This is a genomic window from Paenibacillus sp. GbtcB18 (genome assembly GCF_019091125.1).
In the GTDB taxonomy this organism is placed as follows: domain Bacteria; phylum Bacillota; class Bacilli; order Paenibacillales; family NBRC-103111; genus Paenibacillus_F; species Paenibacillus_F chitinolyticus.
In genome coordinates, this window is record NZ_JAGXJX010000003.1 from 258,585 (window position 1) to 281,846 (window position 23,262).

The following is a 23,262-nucleotide window of genomic DNA, read 5'->3' on the forward strand; positions in this document are numbered from 1 at the left end:
GTGGCCGTTTGCCCGCGTATTAAGCGTAACGCTGCTTCAGCTTCCGCATAAAATCGGTTTCCTGCTCTCTTAATTGCCGGATCTTGCTAGCTGCACCTTCCCAATCGATCTGGCCCGCGATCATGCACCGCCTGACGATGGTCGCGATATGGTTAGCGAGTTGATGGTTGCGGATAAGGAGGTCGGCTTCCTCCGGGGCGTCATCTATATAATGAAGAAACTTGGAGAAAACATGCCGGGATGCGGCGATTAAACGGAGTCCGTGATCCATCGAGATCAGCCGCTTTTCCTCATAATCGCGCATATCGCGCAGCACCCGGTCGTAGAAGATATAGTCGTCCTCGAAGGCTTGCAGCCACTGCCGGAACAAGGCCAGATCTTCTTGTTTGTTTTCCCGCATTTTCTCGTCATTAAGTTCCAAGTACAACAATTTCCTCATCTGCCCGGACAGACTGTCGAAAGCCGCTTCCACATGCGCAGCCGGCAAATATCCGTAGAGCCCGTCCCAATCTTCAACGTAGTACGCCTTGTTCTCACCGTCATAGTCCGTGACGACAAACGAATGAGTGGAATGAATGGCATGGAAGGCTTCCTTCCGGTACGGCAGATAATACTCGTCGCCCCATACGAAAACGAGTTTGCGCCGGGCCAGCAGCTCTTTTAAATAATCCGAAGCTTGGCGGAAATCGGGAAACGAAGTCCGAACAGGCGTAATTCCTTTTCTCAGTAAATCATCATCGGAAAAGGAAGGCTCCGAATACTTCCATTTGCTCTTATTTTCGATAAAAATCTGGCGGTAAATTTCCGCTGTGCTTTGATAACTGTTGTAAAAGAGAGGGATGACGGGGACGCGGTTTGAATCCAAGTAAGCGATTATTTGCGATTTTCTGCAATCGAAAAATTTCTCGTCATAACGAGTGAGGCACATCTTGCTTCTCCTCTACTCCGGAAGCATGCTGCAGCCGGTATTGTTTCCAGTCGGAGAACCTTGTTTCCAGGTAATCGTCCCGGTTGTAAACGTACGTCCAACCCGCATGTGTTCCGCCGTTCTCGGTTACTTGGCATTCGACTCGGTCAAATAAGTTTCTTGGATCTCCGGGGCCGAAATACTCTTCCAGCTCATCGATCCGTTTCAGCGTGTCTTCCGAGACTTCATACCACTCGCCCGCAACCCGTTGATTTTCCAGTAGTAAGCCGGGATATCCGTTGCCGGTATCAACCAAGGAGCCGGCTATGCTGGCCTTTCGTGAAAGCAGTGTGGCTTCTTTCATATACTTGTGATTGTTTTCTCCCTCACGTAAGGTTCCGTAGACAAATAATTTGGGCATGAAAATTCTCCCCTTTAAACCGCTTAGTAAAAGCTTTCGTCCGGCTGATCATCGCCTTGAACATGGAGCTCCTTTACAAGGGCATAGCGTTTCCAAGATGATCGACGATGTTGTAATCATGCTCCTTCCCGGACGATTCCGTGAGGCGTTCGTACAAGTGCCGGGCGATTTCACCGGGATCGTAGGGGGCGTCCTCTCCCCCCATTTCGGTTTTCATCCAGCCGGGGTGAACCGCAAGCACCTTAAAGTTCTCCGGCTTCAGTTCTCTCTCCAGCATGCGGGTAAACATATTTAGAGCCGCTTTGGAGATACTGTAACTGTAGTTTTTTAACGGAAGTTCGGAAATACTGCCCGCCTCGGAGCTGATATTTAGGATGCTTTTGACCGGACTGCTTTCCATCATAGGCTTCAAATATTTGATAATGGCCATCGGACCCAAGACGTTCGTCTTCCACGTTTCTTCGAAATCCGCGAAGTCCACTTCGCGGATCTTTTTGCATCGTATGCCTTCACGGGCCGCATTATTGATAATCGCGTCCAGCTTTGGCGTCACGGCGGCAATCTGGGAATAAGCTTGCCGGATTGAATCCTCGCTGCTTACATCCACGGGGATGATGCTCAGCTTTCCCTTGTATGTGCTTATTAACGGCAGCAGCCGCTCGGCTCTGTTCCTGTTTCTCACTCCGGCAAGAACATGATGTCCCCGTTCCAGAAATACCTCACAAAGACTCAGGCCCAGCCCGCGGTTCGCGCCGGTTATGAAAACGATCATGGGCTTCCCCCTTAAGAGTAGGTCAGAACGACCTGCAGAACTTCATGCGGATGTTTATCGATCATGTCATAGGCTTTCGGCGCATCGCCGAACGGAATCCGGTGGCTGATCAGGTTGCTCAGCTTCAGCTTGAGCAGCAGATCTTTGCCGATATTCCTTCTTCTCGCATCGTTATACATATGGCTGATGGAAGGATCGATCCCGAGGGTTTGCGAAGCGCGGATCGTAATCCGGTTCTGGTGAAATTCTTCGGACAGATTCAACACCGATTGCTCGCCCTGATACCAGCCTACGGCTGTAATGACCGTGTCCGGCGCCGCTATGCGAATCGCTTGATTCAAAGCCGTTGAATGACCGGATACTTCAAAGACGGCGTCGGCACCCCGGTTATTCGTAATCTCTCTGATTTCCTTGGCGACATCCGTCCGATTCGGATTAAACACATGGTCGATTTCAACTTCCTTGGCGATGTTCAGTCTGTTCTCAAGCGGGTCCACTCCGACGACTGTGGCGCCCGACAGTTTGGCTAATTGAGCGATTAACTGCCCGACTACACCGAGTCCCGATACGACGACAACGTCCCCGATTTTAATTCTCGTGTCCAATACGGCGTTATAAGCCGTCATCAAGTTTGTGTAGAAAATGCCGAGCTCAGGTTCTAAATTTTGAGGAAGTTTGAATATTTTTTTGTGATGCTTGCACACGATCGTTTGATGCCTGCCGTGGGAGAACACGATATCCCCGACCGAAAATCCTTCGACATCGGCTCCCACTTCAATAATTTTTCCCACGTTCGAATACCCGATAAACCAGGCATCGTCCTCACAGCTCCGGATCGGATATTTAACTTTGTGCTCTTCGGCCAGGTCTTCGAACAACCGGGTTTCGGAATCCATATCTCTTGTGAAATAGGGAGCGATTCCCCTGTAAGCCCCCATTTCCGTCCCGTGGCTGATCCCCGAATAAAGGGACTGTATCCGGCATTCGCCGCTTTTTAAAGGTAAGTCTTCCGCCGTTTCCACAATTAATTGACTTGGACCCGTATACGTTAAAATTTCCATGTCAAGCACTCCTTTTATCGTGTCAGGTTTGAAGCGGTTCGGGACTTATTGCCCGGAATGCCGGCCAAACTTGAGTATCCGTTTCTTGTATCCAAAACAGCTCGGTTTCGCTAAGGACACCGCCACCGCTGATTTTCGTTACCGCCTCTTCGCCGAACAATCCGAGCAGCTGCGTTTTGTATTCCAATACAGCGGCTCTTTTTATCGGCATGTAGACGCTGTTTCTCACTTCCAACTGATGCCATCCGTCCTGTGAAAATTCATTGTCCTGCTGCCAGTACGGAAATTCGGAATAGAAAAGCACCGGATACCCTTGCGCCATCAGTCTCAACCCGGCTTTGGTCAGAAGCTGATGATCGACATGTTTGGAGACGGCGGGAAATACCCAGGTGTATTTGCGGGCAAGATCGCAGGACTGCAAATAGGTTTCGATTTTAGGCAGAAAATCGGCTTCGTCCTGTTCGTCCGGAATGCCGAATAAATCTTCCTCGGTCCGGTAATAAGGCTGTCCCTTATTTTCCCGGTAGATGGCATCCGGAAAGGACAGTACTTCGACCTGAACCCCGGCAAGATGCCGGAATGCCCGCTGATCCTCCTGGAGGCGGCGCGCCACGAGTATGGACAAGTGCTCGCCCTCTATTTCATCCTCGAACAGTCCCAAATCCTCGGCCGCATACTGTCTGGCGATCTCGCTGGGCTGAAAGCGAACCGACGGGCAGCCCCCGAATACGGTCAGCACCTTGCAGGTGTGCCCCTGATTCACCAATTCCATTAAAGTCGAGGCGCACGACAGAACGACATCATCGAAGTGTGGCGAGATAAACAGAAAAGCACGCTTATCTTGATTCATCCTTACAGCCCTTCCCGGATCACTTCTTTTATGAGCGTTTTTCTGACAGGAGTAAGCAGGGATTGGTTGTACACTGCCGGCTTCCCTACTCCGTTAAGTAAAATCATGCCGAGGTTATCCTCATCGAGCTTAAGATAGCCTCTCTTGTTATCATGGTTTAAATAGTGGAAAATCGAATCCGGGTCCGATTTCAGCGGAATGTCCTGCAAGGCCCCTATTTTATTTAAAAGCCAGTAATGCGCGGACACATCATGCTCGGACAGCAGGTTCATCCGGTTCGCTATTTTAGCGGCATAAATCATGCCCACTGCGATGGCTTCCCCGTGCGTGATTCCTCCCTGCTCGGCAAGTTCTATCGCATGACCGATCGTATGGCCGTATTCAAAGATCAGGCCTCTCTTTTTCTCGTAAATATCTTCGCTTAATACCGACATTTTGGCCGATATACAGAAGTTAATGAACGTCTCCAGCTGCTTCGGTGAATACACATTGGTTGAATTTAAATCATCCTCTGAAAATTCCAGGTTGTCGTTTTCCAAGATCAGCATATTTTTTACCAGCTCGCACATGCCCGCTTTCACCTGACGGGGCGGCGATTCCGACAAAATTCGGGTATCGGCGAATACGAACCGGGGCGGATAATAAAAGCCGACCAGGTTCTTTCCGCTCGTTAAATTGACCGCCTGCTTGATCGAAAGAACCGAGTCGGAGGCCGCCAAAAACGTGGTCGGGACGTGAATGAGCGCAATCCCGCGAAACATCATACCGGCCGCCACTCCGGCAACGTTCCCCGTTAACCCTCCGCCAACCGCTACGATAGCGGTTCTGCGATTGGCTCCCAGGGCAATTGCCTGCTCTTGCAAATCTGTCACGGTTGAGAGTGTTTTGTATTCTTCTCCTCCCTGGAAGCGAAGAATATGTACAGGGGCGAGTTTGCCGAAGTACTCGGCGGCATGATGAACGATAGAGTCCGGTACCCCCGAGTCCGAAATCACGATATACCGGTCGAATTCATCCCGGGGAATATAGTCTTCAATCGATTCCAAAATATGTTCGCCGAATGCAAAGTTAAAACACCGGTCCGCAAAACAAATTTGTTTAGTCGTCATGTTTAACCCCCACCGATCAGATTATCGAGAAGTTTGAGCTGTTTCTCATAGGGGAGCAAATCCGAGGCCCCGTCAATCATGTTCCAAGCGGTTCTGAATGTTTGCTCGGCCGTAACCTCTTTTCCCCTCAGGTGCTTGTATTGCTCCGATAAGACATCGGTAACGTTCGTAAACCTGCGAATCATGTCCACTTGGACGTCTTTGTCCATGCATAGGGAAAGCGATTGGTTGTCACCTTCGAATAAAATGAGTCCCTGATTAAAGGCTTCCCGGTAAAACGCTTCTTCCAGTTTTTCGTCTCCGAATACCAGCTGAAAAATGGAACTTCCGTTGACTTCGATAGGCAAAGCCGATTGAGCGAACAGCTCTTTTAAGTTCCCGGTCAAGGCTTGGCCGTAGGAACGTATCAAATCGTAGCCTTTACCGGCTTCCATCTTTTTCAGTGTTTCCAGTGAGGATAGGATCGGCAGCATTTGGTAATAGGACGTATACGTGTGTTCCTTCGTCTCCGCCATAATTTCTTCCGTACTTACCACGCATGAAATCCGGTGCCCGTTCGACAACCCTTTGGAGAAGACGTACATGTCGGCCTTCTCGGTCGTCACCATCTCAAGCGAGGACCCTTGACGGTGCCGGTAGCCTTGTTTCACATCGTCGCAGCAAACCAGGACTCCGTGTGCCCGGCATATGCCAAGGATTCTCTCTATCGTCGACGCCGATAAATACGTATAGTCCGGCGAGAAAAGAACCAGAGCGACTTGATCCTTATGTTCCGTCAAGGCGCGTTCCAATAGCTCGGGGATGAAATAGAACTCGATCACCCCATCCTCATTCGGTTCCAGCAGGGCACCCTGCTGCCTCCACATGGGATCCCAGCCGTGATACCCCGAGCTGAGGACGATTCTCTTACCGCTGTAATCCCGTGCGGCATAGACGGCCGCTCTGCAGGCGGCGGTTCCGGTCGCGTAGAACGACACTTTCGCATCCGGCAAAACACTGTCTTTCCTGATCCGTTCGGCCAGCTCGATGATCGGTTTGGACGGACCCGTCACAATTTCCCGGTCCTGCTCCAGAAAACTCCGCAAAGCGGCGTTAAGGTGAGGATCGTTATGGCCCAATATAATAGAGCCCTTCCCGTTCATCAGGTCGATATAATTACGGCCGTCGTAATCGAATAAGTAAGCCCCGCTTCCCTTTGAAAACATCACTCTTTCATTGCGGAAGGGATCGACCGGCGAATCGATATGTGTACCGAGTACAGCCAGCAGCTTTTCCGAATTTTCAACCATATCCTGTTTCATTTCATCGCTCACTCCTTAGTCAAGACATGCGGTACGGCAGATCAGATATACAAAATTTCTTTTTGAATGTCATATCTCTTTTTCCCGGGATCCGTCAGCCATTTATCCAGCTGCTTATTTTGCGCCTCGGTCACGGCATAAGGGACATACTGCAAGTCGTCGATGAATTGGTGTAACATGTCTGGTTCCAAAGAGTCCGCATACGCATTGAGCAAAACCTGCTTCGCGCGTTTAAACGATTTGCCCCGTTTGGAGAGCTCCTTGGCCACGTCGTTTACAGAGGAAACGGTTTTCAAATATTTAGCCGGACAATAGTGCAGCAGTTTATCCGTCACACTGGATTGCAGCGCAGTATCCCAGAACGGCAGCGTCTCGATAACTTTACCGGCGGCATCTTTGTGCTTCAGCAAGTTTTTGGATACGATATCGTAGGTCAACTGACGCTCCTGCAGCGACTCCAGCTTGCCCACTGTCTCCAGAGGATAAATAGCGGCCAGGAATAAGGCGATGTAGGTCGCCGCTTCATAATGCTCGAGCCATTCCGAATAACGACCGGCGCTTGCCATCCCGTCTTCCAGTACGGCAAGCTCATCGACCATACGATCAAACCCTTCCCGGTACAGGGCAAGCAGGCGGCTCCGCAGAGACGGCGAAAGACACAGGTACGTGAAAAAAGTGGACATGGCGAACAATTTCAAGTTGATAAACTGCCCTTCATCGTCAAAATGGACACGATATTCAACCAATTTCCGGAAAATATCTTTCCATTCCGGCTCATCAAACTGAGCGGACAAATCCTCAACGGCTGAAAGCGGATTGTGCGAAAAATCGTACGAGCTGTCCAAAACAAACCGGATGATGTGAAAAATCGTTTTGTAGTCGCTTTGCTTCAGAGCGCCGTCTCCGCTGGATTTTACCGTCATATAACAGGTCCAGGTTCCGGCTACCTTCTCGTAATGGGTGCGGAAACGATAGGCCTCGAACCAGTCGTTGCATTTGTTCATAAACGACCCAAAAGCCGACAATCTGGCGATTTCATCGTCATGCACGGAAGGAGGCTCGCTGAATTCGACCGAAACGGAATGCTTGTAGAACATAAATCCTGCCTTGTGCGTACACATCGCCAGCTCGATTTCAAAAAAATCCTTTTGCATCCGCAATAATCGGTTTTCCTGTTCGGAAAAAGATTGGGCGAACGCCACCATTTCTTTGACGAAAACCGGCATATGGGCGCCATTGGACGCGGGAACCAAATGTAACGACCACTGGTGCAGCACGTTGTGAAGCTGATGCAAATTGGTTAACGACAAGTCTCCGGCATTGCCTGCCTCGGCTTCTTCTATCCTTGTTTTCCAATGGATTTCTTCCAAGAAGTAATCTTCGATCTCCGCTTGCCGGTCTTGCTGGATTTCGATCCATTCAAGAAAGGTTTGAATCACTTTCTCGTTCTTATCGAACTGCCGAATTAAACCGAGCCATTCGGTCAGCAATCTGAGGTACGCTTCATAATAGGACGGACTGCCGTCATCAATTACACTTAGAAGAATTTCTTTGGCCGATTTATCGTATGTTTCGACGACCGTATGAAAAATAGAGCTGCTCAACTCGCCGAGCGACGTGTATTTATTCATCTCGTTGTTCAATTCGACGAAAACCTCGTTAAAATACGGGAATCTGCCGATGACGCTCAAATCGTACGGAATGACGGCAAACTCTTTACTGACTAGGGAATAGTTCCGGTAGAGATCAAACAATTGCCGGTTCTGAGTGGCCTGCTTTAAAAACTGACACAGGTGACCGGCGTTAAAAATCCCGTTGCGGGCTAAATCCAGAACGATCGGCAGGTCTTCATCCTTCACGGAAGAAAGAATGCCGATAAAGCTTTGGATCAGCTCCTCTTCCTCCAGCTTCGAATAAATGCACAAGGCATCCAGGTATTGCTCGAATAAAAACAGCACGTCCAGCCGCAATTCAATAACGGCCGAGTTTGCGTTCATTTCCGCACGGAACCGCTCCAAAAGCGTTTCCCGGTCCCCGCTGCTGCATTTGGCCAGCAGAGGATGGATGCGCAGCACCTTCCAGTACACGAGCGTTTCTTTAGACCCGCCCGAGTCTTCCGCCGGCTGCTTGAAATAAGCGGCGATGTTCCTGTCTTTGAGCAAATTTTTCGCATGAAACAGAGCCAGAAAATAATTCGCCGACGCCTCCGGCCACTCACGGCTTTCTAAAAATGCCGGAGCCGTTTCACCCGTCAACCGATCGGCGGCATTTGCATAGTAGCTCGGTGAGCGGACACCGTCTTTTCCGTGAAAAATGAAGCTGTAATCCGGATAGGCACTATTGGCCGCCAAATGCTGTTTCGTCTTTTCCGAGAAGAAGGGCTTGTTTAACAACTCGTTGAAATACTCGTCCGCCGTGACCGCCATAGCTTCCGGCTCCTTCTTCTCTTCACGATCCTGAACAAGAATGCAGTTGTCTGGAAGGGGAATGATTTCCCTGGTCCCGTACTCCAACGCCTTCGCTTCTTTGTTGTGGCTGTACAAACGGCACTGCAGGGAAAACGGATCGAGGACGATATAATTCATACTTTCCGGTATAAGCGCAATCTCGATACGTATGACCGGGATTCCGACCTGGTTAAACATAATTCCGGCATGTTCCGTTCTCGTACCGAATTCCACCAGAATGGCGGCGATATCTTCCTTAACGTCTTTGCTGGTGTACTGAAGATAGGCGTTCCATGCTTCGTTCAAGGTGACCGCCTTAATAAATTTGCCGAAGAACGGCTTGCCGCCCTGCGAGATGAACTCCTTTGCATCCAGACAAAGCGCGCCGTCCTTTTCCAATTTCTTTTGGGAGGAAGCCGACAGCTCGTAGACAGGCTGGAACAAGCGGTAATTCTTGGCCGGCCTTGTCTGCACCAGAAACAAGCTTTGCATGTTCACTTCCTGAAAACTATGCCCCTGCCACAAGTTCAAGTCGTCGCCCGGCAGCAAATACCGGACACTGTTGTTCGCTTTCACATGCTGCGTGGAGAAAAGATCGAATCCGAAAGCAATCTGCCCCGTAAGATTTCCTCCGGCAAGTTCCGTTAAGCTTGTCATGGAAATCGTTCCGAAATCCGAGTCTCCTACCCATTCGCAATCAAGCGCATAGTCCGGCATGGTACTGTGGAGGTTTTTAAGCAGACCGATGATCGTTTGCAAATCCTCTCCCCTGACATAAGGCGTTGCATCATGAGGAACGGGAAACCCCGCACGCTCTGATTGGACTAATGGCTGGACAAAAACGGGAATAGGCTCGTGATCATGCAAATTCCGGTTCACGAAACGTCTATTCTGGTTCCTGGCGTGCTCCGTGCTTCCGCTGAGCATCACCTGCGCAAGCACTTCGTAAAAGTCATCCCGGTGCTCGCAAACTAAACTGAGATATGCGCCGGCATTCGTCGTTTCGTTTAAGTCTTCTTCCCCGGAGCTTCTGACAATCCATGGCAGATCCCCGCAAACCTCTCTAATCTGATCGAACCGGGATGGTTCGCGCTGCTCGATGTACCGGGCCATCTGGCCCGGCAGCTCCTCCTCGGTACCGCTGTATTGTTCCAGGAATTCAACGGCCGGTTTAGGATCGATTGGATATAGAGGGGGAATATGCGCTGTAAACGTCTCATTGTTCCTCAGCTCCAACAATCGCTCGCATTTTATTCCGAAGCTATTCATACAAAGCCTCCTCAAGCATGTACATGATTTCGTTCGACCGTGACATTTATCTTACATCCGAAAGCTTCGGCTTCATGGCCTGAAGATACTCGAATGATCGCATCGTTTCCGATAAAATCAGCTCTTTCGACAAGCGGCTTTCACCCTTCGCCTGTTTTAAAAGGTTCCCGACTTGCAGGATGCAAGCGATCGGCAGGGCATCGGCGACTGCTTCAACGGTTAAGGATTCGGCTTCTTTTTGCACCTGATTTACCAGCAGAATGAAATCATCGGGCCTCACCCTGTTTTCCAAAAGAAACGAAGCCAGCTCCACCTCGATACTGGAAGTGCCGCCCCAGGTGGAATCGACGTGAAAACGGTACGTTTTCAGACGCTGCCCGGCGGAAAGCCTCGCTCTCCAGTGCCCATACTGGTTCGCGTAAGGCAAGGACGTGTACACATGGGCGGATGAAGTCCATTCGGTATGCAAACTATGCTCGAACCAATCCGGATCAGAAGGCAGCTTTCTCCCGATGAAGTCCTCCATCTCTCCCAGATAAGCTTGCCAATGATCGGCTAAAGGATGAACGGGATGACCTCCGCTCACTTGGCACGAAGCAAGCAGCGTTTTCCAGTAACCGGACATATTTTGGCAAATCTCGCCTGTCACGGCTGAAGGCATGTTGACGAACAGGTCTCTCATTTCCCGTAATCCCGGTTCATATTTGGTCACCACATAACCGTCCTCATACGCTAAAACATCGGGTAAATACTTTTCAAACTTTTTCAGTTGATGAAATTGGAAGTCGCCGAAAAGATCTTTCCCGATAAATTTTGCGAATGCGACCGGCTCATTCGTACTTTTTCGCCGGATAAAAAACGGTGTTTTCTTCGGGTTAATCCGGAAGGGAGCTTCATGGCGATAGATCGGATCGTTCCAATGAGGCACGGATTTCGAAGGGACCGCTTCCAAATCCGCCGGACGCGTGTCAGATAACCCGAGCTTCGGCAGAAGAAACTCCACCACTTCTTCCGAGCTGCCGAGCATCTGCCATATGCGCTTTTTTTTCGCCGCATTCAGAGGGATACGATCGCTCAGCTTCACAAGCCGGCCGTTCTCGATTTTGAACAACCGGCCCGGAGAAGAAACCCAGACCGGCTTGTTCAGCCGATACTTCACGCTAAGTCTTCCGGCCAGTTCCAGAACAGTCCCGCCCGTATGCGGCTGATCTTCCAGAATCACGATATCCGTATCCGGCTCTATTGAGTCCGGGAGCATCGAGAGTTCCTCGGGCAAATACAAGGACGCGCCCGGGTCCGAAGGCTTCCGCAGAGCCCGGACTGTGCGATAGAGGGCATCACTGCCCCACCTCTGCCGCAATGCCGATGACCATAACGGAGCGTAGAAAGCGCCTCCGGTTCGAACGCCGATGAGAATAGGCGGTGAAGACGGATCGGCATGGTCTCTCAACCAGTGCAGAGCATCCTCCCGGCAAACCTCCAGGTCGCACAAATCATACCCGGAGCATTCCGGGGTACGAAGCTCCTGCATCACTCTGATTAAAGAGAGCAGCTCCGGTCTTTTCGGCGTAACGGAGGATCTTGCAACCTTGTAGTGCGGCCATGCCGGTGTACTCCCCCGCGCCTCCTGCGTACCTTCCGCAAAGTCGGAAGCAGCCTGCACGCATAGGCTGCGTTGAGAGGCCAGCCGGACAGCCAGACGATCGCTGTCCTCAGGATGTACGCCGCACCGGTTCAGCAAGAGCAAATCCGCTAACCGCTGCTCCAGAATACAGGCGTACATGTAACGGTGAAGGCGGTCCTTGCTTCCTCTCACATAGCTTTCCAATTCGTGAAACAAAGAGATCGGATTATCCTTCATGGACGGCAGCCTCTTTTGACGCGTACAAATTCAAATAATTCGGATACACGCAGTGCGGCAAAAATTTACTGATCACCTCGGGTCTCGAATGGAGACGCAGGGACTCGGCAACGGAGTCGTTCGTCAATATTTTATAAGCCTCGTCAGCGATCCCCAACACGTCGCTCGGGTCCGTTAAAATCGCGGTTTCACCGTGCGTGAAAATATCGGCGGGACCTCCGTTATTGGTCGAGATGATCGGAACGCCCGCAATGGCGGCTTCAATCAGGCTTCCGCCGAATTCCTCATGATGAGAGGGCAGCAGGAACAACTGGGCATGGTGCAAATAACAGGAAACAAATTTATGTGAAATAAAACCGGTGATACGGAATTGGTTCTGCAAATTGGCCGCTTTAATTTGTTCTTCCATCGCCTCGCGCTGGGGTCCGTCCCCGCACACGATGAATTGCAAATCGCCGATTTTGTCCGCAAGCTCTTTCGCAACGCTTACAAAGGTTGTCCAACCTTTCTCGTGTGCGATTCTGCCCAGAAACAAAACCGTTTTTTTGCCGAGAAGCTCGGTTTTTAACCGGCTGCAAAAGGAACAATCGATGGAATGACTGAGATGATTCGATCCGATACAGTCGCTGATCGCCGTCACTTTCGACGAATCCTCCAGGAGACGGTTGTAGCTGTCCAGCCTCTTATCCGTAAGAACGACGGCTTTATGGCTGAGTTTAATGCTCTTTAGTTCCACGGATTTAACAAAATCGTGTACGAACTGATCCCACTTATTCATGGGCTTGTATGTAAATATCCGGCTGCAATGAATCGTTAAAATCAAAGGCTTTTTTAAAAATTTCTGCGCGAACATTCCGGCGAGCAGCGGCCATACCACACCGCTTGCATGGACATGAATCGCATCGTAGTTCTTCTTTTTTCCGTTCAGAACGATCCATTTGACGGCCCCCATGAACCAGCTCTGATCGAGAAACAGCGTTCCCGTTTGACTGGATTTAAAGGGCAGCGTCATAAAACGGACGGAATGAACGGTCAACCGCTCCCGAAGGCTCAAGGTTCGCGGGATGCCTGGAATGCCGGTTGTGAGTACATCCTGCCGGACCCCTTGATCGGCCAGCCATTCCGTCAAATTAGTGATTTGAACCTGCATGCCGCCCATCGGATCAAACCGGCTCGGCCATTCGGTAGTCTCAAAATAGTAATGAGGGGTAAGCCGCAAAATATTCAAACGAACACCCCCTCTTCGTTACAGCACATAATCGTACTGATCTTCTGTCTGCACACTGACATTGTTGCAATTTTTGCATAGATCCGATTTGCCCCTATGCCCTTCTTTTAGCAATTTCCGGAAATAGGTGAATTTCTCATTATGCCAGATATCCGAAATATGATGCTCGCCGATATTGCCCATAACCATCTTTTGATTGAAATCTTCAAAGCACGGCAGCACATTCCCCAAAACGGTAACGACGACCAGATTGGAGGGCACCATACACGACATGTTGGCATTCGAAGCTTGGGGAATGTTTTCCAGAATCCCGCCCCGATTGGATAGAATCAGATCCGAATGATCGAGATAGACCACTTTTTCTTTGTCCGCTCCCGCCAGTTGATCGTAAACGCCTCTGAATTTGTGCTTGGCTCCGGCATGCTGGGTCACAATGAACTTTTGAATACCCAGTTCCGTCAAAGTCTTTAACCGTTTTTCGGTAAGAAAATCGCCGTTTGTGTAAATAATGGGCCTTGCTCTAGGAATATATTCCGAAGTCATGCCCACAAACAGATCGAGATTTTTGCACAAAAGCGGTTCTCCGTAAAAGTGAAACGAAATGCGTCCCGCAAAATCCAGCGAGCTTAACTGTTCCATCAGCGTTTTATACAAGGCGGGGTCCATCTCTCCGTTCTCTTTACGCTGGGACACACTGTTGGGGCAGTACCAGCACGTGCGGTTGCATTGAGAATTGACTTCCACTTCGATCATCGAAAACAGCTTATCCATCCCAATTCCTCCTCGCTAATCATCCTTCGTTAATGAGTCACGCAAAATTTCCGGGCAAGTTCGGCTACGGCATCGACCAGAAGCGACAGTTGCGAGGGTTCGGCCAGTAAAATAGCATGGTGGATAACGATGGATTGCTCGGAAGCCCGTTCGGAGACCGGATAGTGAAGCCCTCTCCAAAAAGCTTCTGTCTTACGGACCGATTTCAAATAACGGTTCTTTGTCCAAGGGCAGAACAACGGATTTTTGTGTACGGGGAGGTACGGCGGGTGCAGGTAAAACGTCCCCATATTGAGCTTTTCGCGAAGAATTTCGCAGAACTGATCCGCATTCAACCCGCCGAATTTCACCGGATCGAACCGGAATACATACCCGTAATACGTTTGTCTGCTGACTTGAGGAGGACGCTTCATCACTTCAATGCCGTCAATTTTCCTTAAGGCATCGTTTAAGAACATGGCGTTCTTTTCCCGGATCGCGTTCTTGTCATCGAGCTCCTGCAGTTGATCCAGAAGGATGGCCGATTGAAATTCGGACAAGCAATAGTTGGAGCCTTGAATGTCCCCTTTTTTGACCAGCTGCATGTCGCCGTGCATCAATTCGGAGGAATCCTCGCAATACACCCTGGAATCCGCTCTCAATTGTTGGATGAGTTCAAAAAAACGGGGATTCTTCGTCACGATAATCCCCCCTTCTCCGGCCGTTAGCACTTTGCCCTGCTGACAGCTGAACGCCCCTATATCTCCTATCGTACCGGCACGCTGGCCGTTCCACACGGAACCGTGGCTTTGCGCGCAGTCTTCAATCACAAAAAGATTGTGTTCTTGCGCAATTTCGCTTATTTCATCCATATTCGCCATACTACCGAACAAATGGACGGGGATTATGGCTTTCGTTTTATCCGTAATGGCCGATTTGATCAATTGCGGATCGATACAATAAGTATCCTCTTCGACATCCACAAAAACAGGAAGCGCATTCACGTTTAATACGGCGGTAGCGGTTGCAATCCAAGTCAGGCTGGGAACGATGACTTCGTCTCCTTCACCTATTCCGAGCGCTTCAAGCGCAAGCATTAAAGCCGTGGAGCCGCTCGTCGTCGGTACACAGTAAGGAACCCCGTTGAAATCCGCAAAAGCTTTTGCGAACTTCCGTTCCATGCTTTCCTCTCCCGTCCAATATCCGCTTATCGCCCATCTGTTCGACTGAAACACTTCTTCAATTTTCCTGCGGGTACGATCGGAGTGTTGAGGCCATTCTGGCCACTGGTCAAATGGAATGGTCATGATAACTCTCCTTTGGATATTTAAAGTTTATTAATCGACTTTAGTTTCCATAATGTGTTATTTATGGATACATTTACATCCTATAATTACCAAAATTAAATGTCAACTCCCATTTTTGGAAATTAACTGGTTTTATTAATTTTGTTTTAGAGGTAAAAAGAATGAGATATAAACCATAAATAGTTCAAATTTACCTATTTTTGGTTTTTTTCTTATTACGCACAATCCGTGTTTCGGTTGCTCCTTTTGCAGGAAATAAGGCTGGAGTCACAACGACTAGGTCTGAACTTTCAGCGCGGTCATCCTCTTCTGCTTCTTTCGTACCTAACGCTTGCCGGTTCCTTAATCGGCATTTTATGACAATAACCGTTAAAAAATTAGCTGCCTATAGTCTCAACGCATGATATGCAGGGTCATACATCCGTGAAATTCCGCTGCACAGGTGCACAGGTTCATTTCGGATAAGAAGCGGGTAGAGCCGTTCGCCCTGCACGCTCCTAAGACCTGCGGTATCTCCTGTATTCTCAGCCGCACAAAAAACGGCCCCTTCACAAATGGGGACCGTATCCCCCCTTCGTAAGGAACCGTTTTTACTTTACTTTTCGACAAAAAAAGAGCCCGTTTCCGGGCCCTGATCTCCGCGCGATATAGTCCGTTAATCCTGAATTTGCAGCGAATTCAGAATCTCTCCGATCTCCTCCGCTCAGCCGCTGCACTGAACGCCACCGGTTCGCGGCAGCCTGTCCCTTGATCGGCAAAAAGGCCGCTTCGCAGCAGCCTATCAGCCTTTCCTCTTGTCCGCGTTCATCGTCCGTCTGCCAATCAAGGAAACTTGATTCCCAACACCGCCGCCAAAATTCGACAAGATCACCGTTACGTCAGCAGCTTCCCCTCCTCACGCGAAGAATCCCCAAGTTCGGAGGGAGGGCTGCCTCAAATCAGCCGATAACTTCCACTACGTTTCCTTCGCTGTCCTTAATGTCGGTTTTCACGATACGAATTACCATTCCCTGCAAAGACGGAATCTCAAGCACGCTTTTCTTAGGCACTAAGCCTCTGCTCAGCTCGCCGGCAGCCTGCTCATTGAGAATGATCCGGACCTCGCCTTCTCCCGCCGCAAACTCCGGCTCTTCTCCCGCTTTCAAGATCACGCGGGCTTCCGGTCCCACGAGAGTGAGGTCTTTTCCTTTCAAAATCCGCCCTTGCAGCAGCTTGCCGATAATGCCGGCTTGTTTGGCCCCCAGCGTCAGCACTGCGGGAGTAGTTTTTCTCATCCAGCTTTTTTTACCCGGCTCCCACTCAAGCTGATCCACAAACAGGAAGCCGGTATTGGAGCCGTCTTCCCGCATTCCTTTCTCGGCCGCTTCGGTAACAACTTCCACTTTAAGCAGGGAATCCCGCGATAAATTCGTTATGTACTTTGGCATATACGGCAAACATGCGGACAGCATACCAAGCGTATTCCAGGTTTGCATGGCTTCCAGCTCGTCTCTCGTGATTCCGACCATCTGGATAAACTCCACCCGTCCGTTAGGCGTATCGATTGCGGGAAGCTCCGGGTCCCGGATGAAAGCGAGAGCGGTCAGCCGGGTATCGGAACCGAGGCAGATCGGACCGTTAGCGTCCATGTAATCGCCCGACCGAAAAATATTGCCGCTGTTGAATACGTATCTGCCCATATTTTGCAGCAGGTTGATCGCCCAAGCTGGAGGCTCTTCCTCTTCCGTCCCGCGATCCAGCCGAAACGTCAGTTCGAATCCGTAACCGCTCTCTTCCGGATTGTCGGATTCTTTATCGTAAAGTTCCGAAAATCCGTACGTTACGAAATGCCAATGCGGGACAGGCTCGTCCGTTTTGTACGCACTGATTCCGTCCAGCGGATCCGGTCCTCCGAGCGCATAGGAGATAAGAGTACCGTAATGTTTCGGCTCTTGATCTCCGTAAAGCTTTACGAATTCCTTGTCAATGGCGTCCCAGCCCGCCGTATTCGGTTCTGTGCTCATGTCCGATTCCTCCCGAGTTCTCACCATGTGTCTGTTTGGTACAAACCATTCTTATTATACCCTCCCGGAATCCGAACGTCACATAAGCCGAAGTTCCTCGTGTGAGGAGCGTCGGCTTTGCATTTTACAGGGAAGCCTGCATCTTCTGTTTCATCTCATTAAGCATTCTCGCCCGGGCAATCCGGGGATCAAGCTCGGGAGTCAAGATATGCCGGACATATCGCACCGCGCTGCTCTCGATCTGTTCGTCCGCCGCCTGATTCGCACCGTGAAAATTGAAGTGCGGAAGCATCGTCATGCCGATCTGATTGGCAAAAGCTTGCAGAGGGCGGGTCAATTCACTGATCGTGTACCCGATCAAGCCGCCTGCCTCATAAGTCTCCTCCGCCCCTCCGATAGAAATGGCGAGCAGGAGTTCTTTTCCGGCAACGGCTTTACCACCCGGACCGAACAGCCACGTCATTGTGAACACTTCATCGAGCCACTGCTTCAGAAGCGGCGGAGTGCTGTACCATTGAAGCGGAAACTGCAGCACGAGACGTTCGCATTCCGCCAGTAAAGCCTGCTCCCGCCCGATATCCAATACCTTCTGCGGATACTCGCCGTACAGTTCATGCACGGTAACCTCGCCGGAATGTTTCCTCAATTCCTCCACCCAACGTTTGTTGACACGGGACTTTTGCAAATTCGGATGAGCCACGACGACTAACGTTTTCAGACAAACATCACTCTCCTTTCCCCTATTTTATTTTTGATTGAGTTACAAGTCAATATTAAAAGTAAAAAAAATTAGCGCACTCTTAACATGGCAACAGACGATTCCACCACCTGATTCAATGCCTTCTCCCATTGCTCCTTCTTGTCCGTCTCCGTCATGCCGTTTGCCATCCATTCCTGCTGGGACTGATCCAAGTAATTCATCCCTTGCGACACCGCTCCCCAGAACTGTCTCGCCATCAGATCGGAATTACCCGGCCGAATCGTGCCTTCTCCGATCCCTTTTTCAATGGCCTGAGTCATCTCCTGCAAAAAGCTTTTCACCCACTCAAACGGAGAGAATTCATCCGGCGTATACAAATGATGCACATCCAAACTAACCCGCATGTAAAAACGCGGAATCACGGGATTAACCCGGACCCGATCGCAGACGACCCGTGCGTAACCCTCAAACAGGTCTGCCACGGACCCCTCTTGCTCAAAATAAGACTTCGTAAAGCGTTTGGATTCTTCCATCATGGTTTCGTAAAGCTCGCGGAACAATGCTTTCTTGTTTTTGAAATAATAATAAACGAGACCGTGAGCGAGTCCCGCCCGATCCGCTATATCCCCCATTTCGGCCGCCGCATAGCCTTTGTCGACATAGACCTGAATAGCCGCCTGCAGCACCTCTTGTTTGCGCTGATTCCGGATCGCTTCGTTCTGTTCTTTGGTACGTGGAGACATGCCGCTTCACCTTTAGTTCCGTCTTTAAAATCCCTGCCATTATAGAAAAAATAAAACGGTGTTGTCAACCGGCCTCCGCTCAGGCAAGCATACACCCGACAACCGCCAGTCTGCCGGTTATCAGGTGTATTGCCGTCTCACACGGATGTGTGCGGTTATTTTACGGAAAGCAGACTTTCCGATATGAATTTCAGCCCCGCTTCAAGCGATACCGGATCATTAAACGTGTCGCCCTTCGGATTGAGCTGGAAGACATGTCCTTTTTTCACCGCAGGCAAGCCTTTCCATACCGGATTCTCATACACCTTGCCGGGATCGCTTGTATCGCCGGACCACGGACAAGTGAATACAATGTCACCCGTGAACTCCGGGAGCTTCTCCAGTGAAATGGATGCCCAGCCTGTTCCGCTGTCAATGGCGGCTTTTTGCGCTTCCGGCGGAGCTTTCAGGCCGAATTCCCCGTAAATGATTTCGCCGCCGCGTCCATAATTGTGCCCGAATACGTACAACCCTTTGGCATACGGATTTAGGATGGATACCGTTTTGTTGCCTACGGCGGCTTGGATCTGCGGCTTCAGATCGCTGATTTTTTTCTCCCACCGGTCGACCCATTCTTTCGCCTTGTCTTCTTTGCCGGTCAGTTTACCGAATTCAAGCAGCTGATCTTTGTAATTTTTTTTGCCGTAATCAATGGCGACGACCGGGGCGATTTGTTCCAGTTTATCGATATCCTTCGTTCCTGTGAAGGTAACGATCAGGTCCGGATTCAGCTCGAGAATGCTCTCCGGCGAAGGTTCCTTGCCGATGCTGCGGACACCGTCCAGCCTATTTTTAAAGTAGGGATTGTCCATCGCTCCTTCTGAAATTCCGACCGGCTTAACCCCTATCGCGAGAAAATAACCGGTGTAAAAACTGGTCGTATCCACGATCCGTTTCGGATTTTTGGGCACTTGAATGTCTCCGTTGGCCGCGTGGAAGGTAACCGTCTCCCCTTTGTCCGAAGATTCCTTGTTGCCTGACGGAAGGGCTGCGGCGCCTGCTTTCTCCGCTTCTCCGGACGAACCCCCCGCATTTCCCGCCGTTTGGCCGCAGCCGCCGAGAATCATAGTAAACAGCAAAATAAAAACCAATAAAGGATAAGATCGAACAGATTTGCGCAACTGAATTCACTCCACTTCTAGATGATATTGATAATCATTATCAATATAGCATGTGTTCCAGAGTCTGGCAAACTATTTTGCCCATGCTCTATTCAAAAAGGAATTCGGATTAGCTGTCACATAATCATCTACCCGCTTAAAGCACTTGCTAAAGTTTCGCGCCTCAAACGGCTTCAGCAGCCTGTTTTGTGAAGGCAAGCTTACCATTTGCATGCATGTTGTAAGATGAACTTGTATTCCAAAAAATGGTTAACGCGAAGGGAGTTCACGCCTCACATGCCTACTACCAAAGCATTAAGCGATTTTTTGAAAGAACAGCCGCACAACAAGATCGGGGCCGTTGCCGCTTTCATCGAATCTCATGTTCGCGAGAACTGGCAGGAAATTCTGGTTAAAGAAAACGACCGGCTGCTGAAGGCTTACGCGGAAGCAGGAGATCCGGCTTACGGAACGTACTTGAACCTGCTCCTCCTGCCGGTCCACCGTCAGCTGAATGAAGCCGGATTGCGGCCGGAACCCCGCCTGCCGGGTAATTTCGATATTTCCCGCGAATGGGGATGGAATCCGGACCAAAGCGATCAGGAGCGCTGGATGTGGAGTACGCTTCATCCAACCGAGGGTCCTCCGATCGGAACAATTGTCACCATTACTTACCATGACCATACCCGATTCCGTATTCCCCGCCAGCCGGGAATTATCGCCCTTACCGAGACGGGGCAGGAAGAAATCGTAGAAGCCTTGTCCCGCATGTCCGCCGATTTCAAACAGGCGCTCGAATTCAGCGTCGAGTATGAAAATTATTTGCGCAGCCTGGAGCAGTAAACAAGGCTGACCAGCGTCACAGGTTCAGCTATTCGCATTCCTTGCGGCAAAAAAACCGTACCGGATAGCCGGTACGGTTTTTGCTGGTTTGCTTGTCACTCGGAAAGAACTGGATTCTTCAACCATGCTGCTGCGGAGCGCCTCCCCTTCTAGTTACGTTCGGCTTCTTCTTGCAGAAGAATGTCTCTCACCTCGGTAAGCGCAAACCCCAGCAAATTTCTTCCCCGCCATTTCATCGGATTATCCGCGTCCGGATGGTCTTGCGCCATCCCGATTCCCCATATGCGGTCAACCGGACTCGCTTCGACCAGAATGCGGTTTTTCGTCGCTCTCATATAGCTCCACAGATCATCGTTTTGCCTGAACTTGGCAAGATTCCCCTTCTTTACGATCTCATAGCAGCGGCTTTCCCACACATTCGCATCAAATGATGAGACCGCACGTCCGAACGCTTTCATCTCCTTGGGATGGTTGGCGTTCATAATCGCCTCCAGCATCTTTTCGTCGCCGAAAAGCCTTGCCTTCTCGGCCATCATATACTGCTCCGTGCAGGTGTAAGACTCGTCGTCCACGATAAAACCGGACCTCCACCACTGGCTGAAGCAACTTGAATTTATGCTGCCGTCAGCCGGTGGCGTATGTCCCCAGAAGAAGAGAAATTTGCTTCTATTCCCCGCTTGATAGGCCTTCCGCAGTTCTTCAATCGAATAGTTCATTCTAATCCCTCCCGGTTTCTCCGGTACAGCCGGGATGGACGGTGCCCGGCATTCTCCGTATATTGGTCGGTCGCTTCGACAAGCGGAGCCGCTTTGCGGCGGAAAGCCGCCTTTAATAGTTCCTTGTCCAGAATAACTTCGTATACCTGCTGCAGTTCCGTTAACGTGAAAAGCTCCGGCAGTAGATGCAGGGCGATATTCGTCTCATCCAGCTTACCGCGCAGCCGTTCTATGGCACAGGCGATTATTTTGGCATGATCGAAAGCAAGTTCGCCACTTGCGGCAACTGCATATTCCACAACCGAAGAAGCTTTAGCGGATTGCTTTCTTTGCTCCACTACAGACGTTAACGTGTCACGTTCACCGGTTAGCTTCAGTTCGTAGCGCCTCGTTATGCTGTAACCGTCCTCCAGACGCAGTTTCTCTTCGCTAAGAAGCCGGCAGGTTACATCGAACCAGGCAGCTTCCGCCGCATCATCTCCTGCTGCTATCTTCACCTGGGAGCTGTCGATCAAGGCCATATAAGCGCAGCTCATGACCCAGCTCCGCGGGTCGCGATCAGGCTCGCTAAACGTATAAAGCTGTTCCAGATAAACGTTGTCCACCGATGTTTCTTCACGGAGTTCCCTTCGCGCAGTCTGTTCCGTCGTTTCTCCGGGACGGACGAATCCTCCGGGCAGTGCCCATTTACCGAGGAATGGGTGCTCCCCCCGCTGAATAAGCAGAACCCGCATTTTTTTCTTAGGCAGCTTACGGTAGTTTAACTCCGCGGTATCAGCCACCGTGAGGATCACCATATCAGCTGCAACCGACGGGCGCACATAGTCTCCGGCACAGTATTGAGCCAGGAATTGCTCCTCCGTCAGCCCGTTACGGTCTCTTTTCATATCACAGCCACCTGTTCGTAACGATATGTTATTATCAATATGTTACTAACAAGATACAAGATCAGGTTTATTTTGTCAACTAGGATTGGATCTGGCATGGGTTTAAGTCCCTCAACATTATAAAAAAAGAAGACTGAATCTCTCAGTCCTCTTCGGCGGCTTGTCCGTATTACACCGGCTCTTATTTATAACAGCCATTAAGCGGTTTTCGATATAAGCCGCAGATTCCCGGTTCCCTCCCGATCAGGGATAAATTTTTTCGCCCCGTTCCAGCATTTCAATAAACTGTTGAATGCGTTTTTCTCGGGTTTCCTGCTTTTTGACATTCTGAATTCTAAAATGAATCGCAAACTTGTTTTGCTTGTTTAACGTATCGTAAAACGCTTTAGCCCGGGCATTAAGCTCCAGCCTGGCGGCGAAATCTTCCGGCACGGCACCGCTGCTTTGCGGTTCGTAAGCCTTATCCCACTGACCGCTGCGCTTGGCGTCTTCAATCGCCTTGAGGCCTCCGGGCTTCATTCTCGCATCCGCGATGAGCTGCTCCGCTTTGTCTTTATTCACCTTGGACCAGATGCTCCTGTCCCCGCGCGGCGTAAACCGCTGAAGCCACGACTGGTCGTCGAACGTTTTCTTCTGGCTGTCGATCCAGCCGTAACAGAGCGCGCTTTCGAGAGCTTCCTGATAAGAAACCGTAACAAGGCGGGCGTTTTTTTTCGCGATTTGCAAAAGAATTCCGGGGGATGTTTCATGATTGCTTTCGAGCCAGATTTCAAACGCTTCTTGATTCTCAAAGCAAAGAACCGGCAGCTCGGGGGGCTTCTTGCTCATGGGTTCCGCTTCCTCCCTGTCCTCGATAGTTAGGCAAGATAGTTCAACTATACGTCAAGAGAAGGTTGGATTCAATGCCCGTCAAGCTTCCTTCATATCCCCCCCATCTTTTGGCCGCAG

The 23,262-nt window shown here is 50.3% G+C and carries 20 protein-coding genes; 1 reads left to right on the top strand and 19 read right to left on the bottom strand.

Features of this window, described 5'->3' with window-relative positions:
* Nucleotides 1–19 precede the first annotated feature (19 nt).
* From KVT34_RS11660 to KVT34_RS11735, 16 genes are all read right to left on the bottom strand, one after another.
* Nucleotides 20–928: a BtrH N-terminal domain-containing protein gene (locus KVT34_RS11660; RefSeq protein ID WP_217558787.1), complete on the bottom strand. Its 909-nt coding sequence runs from the start codon at nucleotides 926–928 to the stop codon at nucleotides 20–22.
* A complete protein-coding gene (locus KVT34_RS11665; RefSeq protein ID WP_217558788.1) occupies nucleotides 909–1,328 on the bottom strand; it encodes a gamma-glutamylcyclotransferase family protein in 420 nt (139 codons plus the stop codon). The genes KVT34_RS11660 and KVT34_RS11665 overlap by 20 nt, the downstream gene beginning before the upstream one ends.
* 73 nt (nucleotides 1,329–1,401) lie before the next feature.
* Nucleotides 1,402–2,100 carry an SDR family oxidoreductase gene (locus KVT34_RS11670; RefSeq protein ID WP_217558789.1) on the bottom strand — a complete coding sequence of 233 codons (699 nt, stop codon included), beginning with the start codon at nucleotides 2,098–2,100 and terminating at the stop codon, nucleotides 1,402–1,404.
* Between the two features lie 11 nt (nucleotides 2,101–2,111).
* On the bottom strand, nucleotides 2,112–3,161 hold the full coding sequence (locus KVT34_RS11675) for a zinc-dependent alcohol dehydrogenase (RefSeq protein ID WP_217558790.1): 1,050 nt from the start codon (nucleotides 3,159–3,161) through the stop codon (nucleotides 2,112–2,114).
* Nucleotides 3,162–3,183: 22 nt separating this feature from the next.
* Complete coding sequence (locus KVT34_RS11680) at nucleotides 3,184–4,011, bottom strand: PIG-L deacetylase family protein (protein ID WP_217558791.1); 828 nt, start codon at nucleotides 4,009–4,011, stop codon at nucleotides 3,184–3,186.
* A 2-nt stretch (nucleotides 4,012–4,013) separates the two neighbouring features.
* Entirely contained in the window at nucleotides 4,014–5,120 is a 1,107-nt protein-coding gene (locus tag KVT34_RS11685) for a 2-deoxy-scyllo-inosose synthase (RefSeq protein WP_217558793.1), read from the bottom strand.
* A gap of 2 nt (nucleotides 5,121–5,122) precedes the next feature.
* Nucleotides 5,123–6,421 carry an aminotransferase class III-fold pyridoxal phosphate-dependent enzyme gene (locus KVT34_RS11690; RefSeq protein ID WP_217558794.1) on the bottom strand — a complete coding sequence of 433 codons (1,299 nt, stop codon included), beginning with the start codon at nucleotides 6,419–6,421 and terminating at the stop codon, nucleotides 5,123–5,125.
* 41 nt (nucleotides 6,422–6,462) lie between these two features.
* Nucleotides 6,463–10,137 carry a hypothetical protein gene (locus KVT34_RS11695; protein WP_217558795.1) on the bottom strand — a complete coding sequence of 1,225 codons (3,675 nt, stop codon included), beginning with the start codon at nucleotides 10,135–10,137 and terminating at the stop codon, nucleotides 6,463–6,465.
* A gap of 46 nt (nucleotides 10,138–10,183) precedes the next feature.
* Entirely contained in the window at nucleotides 10,184–11,998 is a 1,815-nt protein-coding gene (locus tag KVT34_RS11700; protein ID WP_217558796.1) for a Neamine phosphoribosyltransferase, read from the bottom strand.
* Complete coding sequence (locus KVT34_RS11705) at nucleotides 11,988–13,226, bottom strand: glycosyltransferase (protein ID WP_217558797.1); 1,239 nt, start codon at nucleotides 13,224–13,226, stop codon at nucleotides 11,988–11,990. The genes KVT34_RS11700 and KVT34_RS11705 overlap by 11 nt, the downstream gene beginning before the upstream one ends.
* Nucleotides 13,227–13,244: 18 nt before the next feature.
* Nucleotides 13,245–13,997 (bottom strand): radical SAM/SPASM domain-containing protein, encoded by a 753-nt coding sequence (locus KVT34_RS11710; RefSeq protein ID WP_217558798.1) that lies wholly within the window; start codon nucleotides 13,995–13,997, stop codon nucleotides 13,245–13,247.
* 29 nt (nucleotides 13,998–14,026) lie between these two features.
* Nucleotides 14,027–15,283, bottom strand: a complete 1,257-nt coding sequence (locus KVT34_RS11715; RefSeq protein ID WP_217558799.1) for a DegT/DnrJ/EryC1/StrS aminotransferase family protein — start codon at nucleotides 15,281–15,283, stop codon at nucleotides 14,027–14,029.
* A gap of 938 nt (nucleotides 15,284–16,221) precedes the next feature.
* On the bottom strand, nucleotides 16,222–17,286 hold the full coding sequence (locus KVT34_RS11720) for a suppressor of fused domain protein (RefSeq protein ID WP_217558801.1): 1,065 nt from the start codon (nucleotides 17,284–17,286) through the stop codon (nucleotides 16,222–16,224).
* Nucleotides 17,287–17,410: 124 nt separating this feature from the next.
* Nucleotides 17,411–18,004, bottom strand: a complete 594-nt coding sequence (locus KVT34_RS11725; protein ID WP_217559290.1) for an NAD(P)H-dependent oxidoreductase — start codon at nucleotides 18,002–18,004, stop codon at nucleotides 17,411–17,413.
* Nucleotides 18,005–18,075: 71 nt separating this feature from the next.
* The gene (locus KVT34_RS11730) at nucleotides 18,076–18,729 is read right to left on the bottom strand and encodes a TetR/AcrR family transcriptional regulator (protein ID WP_254634784.1); all 654 of its coding nucleotides are present in this window, start codon (nucleotides 18,727–18,729) and stop codon (nucleotides 18,076–18,078) included.
* A gap of 155 nt (nucleotides 18,730–18,884) precedes the next feature.
* Nucleotides 18,885–19,889, bottom strand: a complete 1,005-nt coding sequence (locus KVT34_RS11735) for an iron-hydroxamate ABC transporter substrate-binding protein (protein WP_254634785.1) — start codon at nucleotides 19,887–19,889, stop codon at nucleotides 18,885–18,887.
* A gap of 276 nt (nucleotides 19,890–20,165) precedes the next feature.
* Between KVT34_RS11735 and KVT34_RS11740 the strand changes: the two genes are divergently transcribed.
* The gene (locus tag KVT34_RS11740) at nucleotides 20,166–20,711 is read left to right on the top strand and encodes a DUF6022 family protein (RefSeq protein ID WP_217558802.1); all 546 of its coding nucleotides are present in this window, start codon (nucleotides 20,166–20,168) and stop codon (nucleotides 20,709–20,711) included.
* A 149-nt stretch (nucleotides 20,712–20,860) separates the two neighbouring features.
* Here KVT34_RS11740 and KVT34_RS11745 read toward each other — a convergent pair whose 3' ends face one another.
* The 3 genes from KVT34_RS11745 to KVT34_RS11755 all read right to left on the bottom strand — a co-directional run bounded on the left by KVT34_RS11745 (nucleotide 20,861) and on the right by KVT34_RS11755 (nucleotide 23,142).
* Entirely contained in the window at nucleotides 20,861–21,427 is a 567-nt protein-coding gene (locus KVT34_RS11745) for a riboflavin biosynthesis intermediates N-glycosidase (RefSeq protein ID WP_217558803.1), read from the bottom strand.
* On the bottom strand, nucleotides 21,424–22,314 hold the full coding sequence (locus KVT34_RS11750; RefSeq protein WP_217558804.1) for an NUDIX hydrolase: 891 nt from the start codon (nucleotides 22,312–22,314) through the stop codon (nucleotides 21,424–21,426). The genes KVT34_RS11745 and KVT34_RS11750 overlap by 4 nt, the downstream gene beginning before the upstream one ends.
* Before the next feature lie 243 nt (nucleotides 22,315–22,557).
* Nucleotides 22,558–23,142: a YdeI/OmpD-associated family protein gene (locus tag KVT34_RS11755; RefSeq protein WP_217558805.1), complete on the bottom strand. Its 585-nt coding sequence runs from the start codon at nucleotides 23,140–23,142 to the stop codon at nucleotides 22,558–22,560.
* Between the last annotated feature and the right edge of the window lie 120 nt (nucleotides 23,143–23,262).

What these genes read in the sequence shown, in the direction of transcription:
- KVT34_RS11690 (WP_217558794.1), bottom strand. Translation starts at nt 6,421, where the DNA reads ATGAAACAGGATATGGTTGAAAATTCGGAAAAGCTGCTGGCTGTACTC.
- KVT34_RS11720 (WP_217558801.1), bottom strand. Translation starts at nt 17,286, where the DNA reads ATGAGCACAGAACCGAATACGGCGGGCTGGGACGCCATTGACAAGGAA.
- KVT34_RS11695 (WP_217558795.1), bottom strand. Translation starts at nt 10,137, where the DNA reads ATGAATAGCTTCGGAATAAAATGCGAGCGATTGTTGGAGCTGAGGAAC.
- KVT34_RS11665 (WP_217558788.1), bottom strand. Translation starts at nt 1,328, where the DNA reads ATGCCCAAATTATTTGTCTACGGAACCTTACGTGAGGGAGAAAACAAT.
- KVT34_RS11670 (WP_217558789.1), bottom strand. Translation starts at nt 2,100, where the DNA reads ATGATCGTTTTCATAACCGGCGCGAACCGCGGGCTGGGCCTGAGTCTT.
- KVT34_RS11700 (WP_217558796.1), bottom strand. Translation starts at nt 11,998, where the DNA reads ATGAAGGATAATCCGATCTCTTTGTTTCACGAATTGGAAAGCTATGTG.
- KVT34_RS11745 (WP_217558803.1), bottom strand. Translation starts at nt 21,427, where the DNA reads ATGAACTATTCGATTGAAGAACTGCGGAAGGCCTATCAAGCGGGGAAT.
- KVT34_RS11715 (WP_217558799.1), bottom strand. Translation starts at nt 15,283, where the DNA reads ATGACCATTCCATTTGACCAGTGGCCAGAATGGCCTCAACACTCCGAT.
- KVT34_RS11740 (WP_217558802.1), top strand. Translation starts at nt 20,166, where the DNA reads ATGCCTACTACCAAAGCATTAAGCGATTTTTTGAAAGAACAGCCGCAC.
- KVT34_RS11660 (WP_217558787.1), bottom strand. Translation starts at nt 928, where the DNA reads ATGTGCCTCACTCGTTATGACGAGAAATTTTTCGATTGCAGAAAATCG.
- KVT34_RS11750 (WP_217558804.1), bottom strand. Translation starts at nt 22,314, where the DNA reads ATGAAAAGAGACCGTAACGGGCTGACGGAGGAGCAATTCCTGGCTCAA.
- KVT34_RS11680 (WP_217558791.1), bottom strand. Translation starts at nt 4,011, where the DNA reads ATGAATCAAGATAAGCGTGCTTTTCTGTTTATCTCGCCACACTTCGAT.
- KVT34_RS11730 (WP_254634784.1), bottom strand. Translation starts at nt 18,729, where the DNA reads ATGTCTCCACGTACCAAAGAACAGAACGAAGCGATCCGGAATCAGCGC.
- KVT34_RS11755 (WP_217558805.1), bottom strand. Translation starts at nt 23,142, where the DNA reads ATGAGCAAGAAGCCCCCCGAGCTGCCGGTTCTTTGCTTTGAGAATCAA.
- KVT34_RS11710 (WP_217558798.1), bottom strand. Translation starts at nt 13,997, where the DNA reads ATGGATAAGCTGTTTTCGATGATCGAAGTGGAAGTCAATTCTCAATGC.
- KVT34_RS11675 (WP_217558790.1), bottom strand. Translation starts at nt 3,161, where the DNA reads ATGGAAATTTTAACGTATACGGGTCCAAGTCAATTAATTGTGGAAACG.
- KVT34_RS11685 (WP_217558793.1), bottom strand. Translation starts at nt 5,120, where the DNA reads ATGACGACTAAACAAATTTGTTTTGCGGACCGGTGTTTTAACTTTGCA.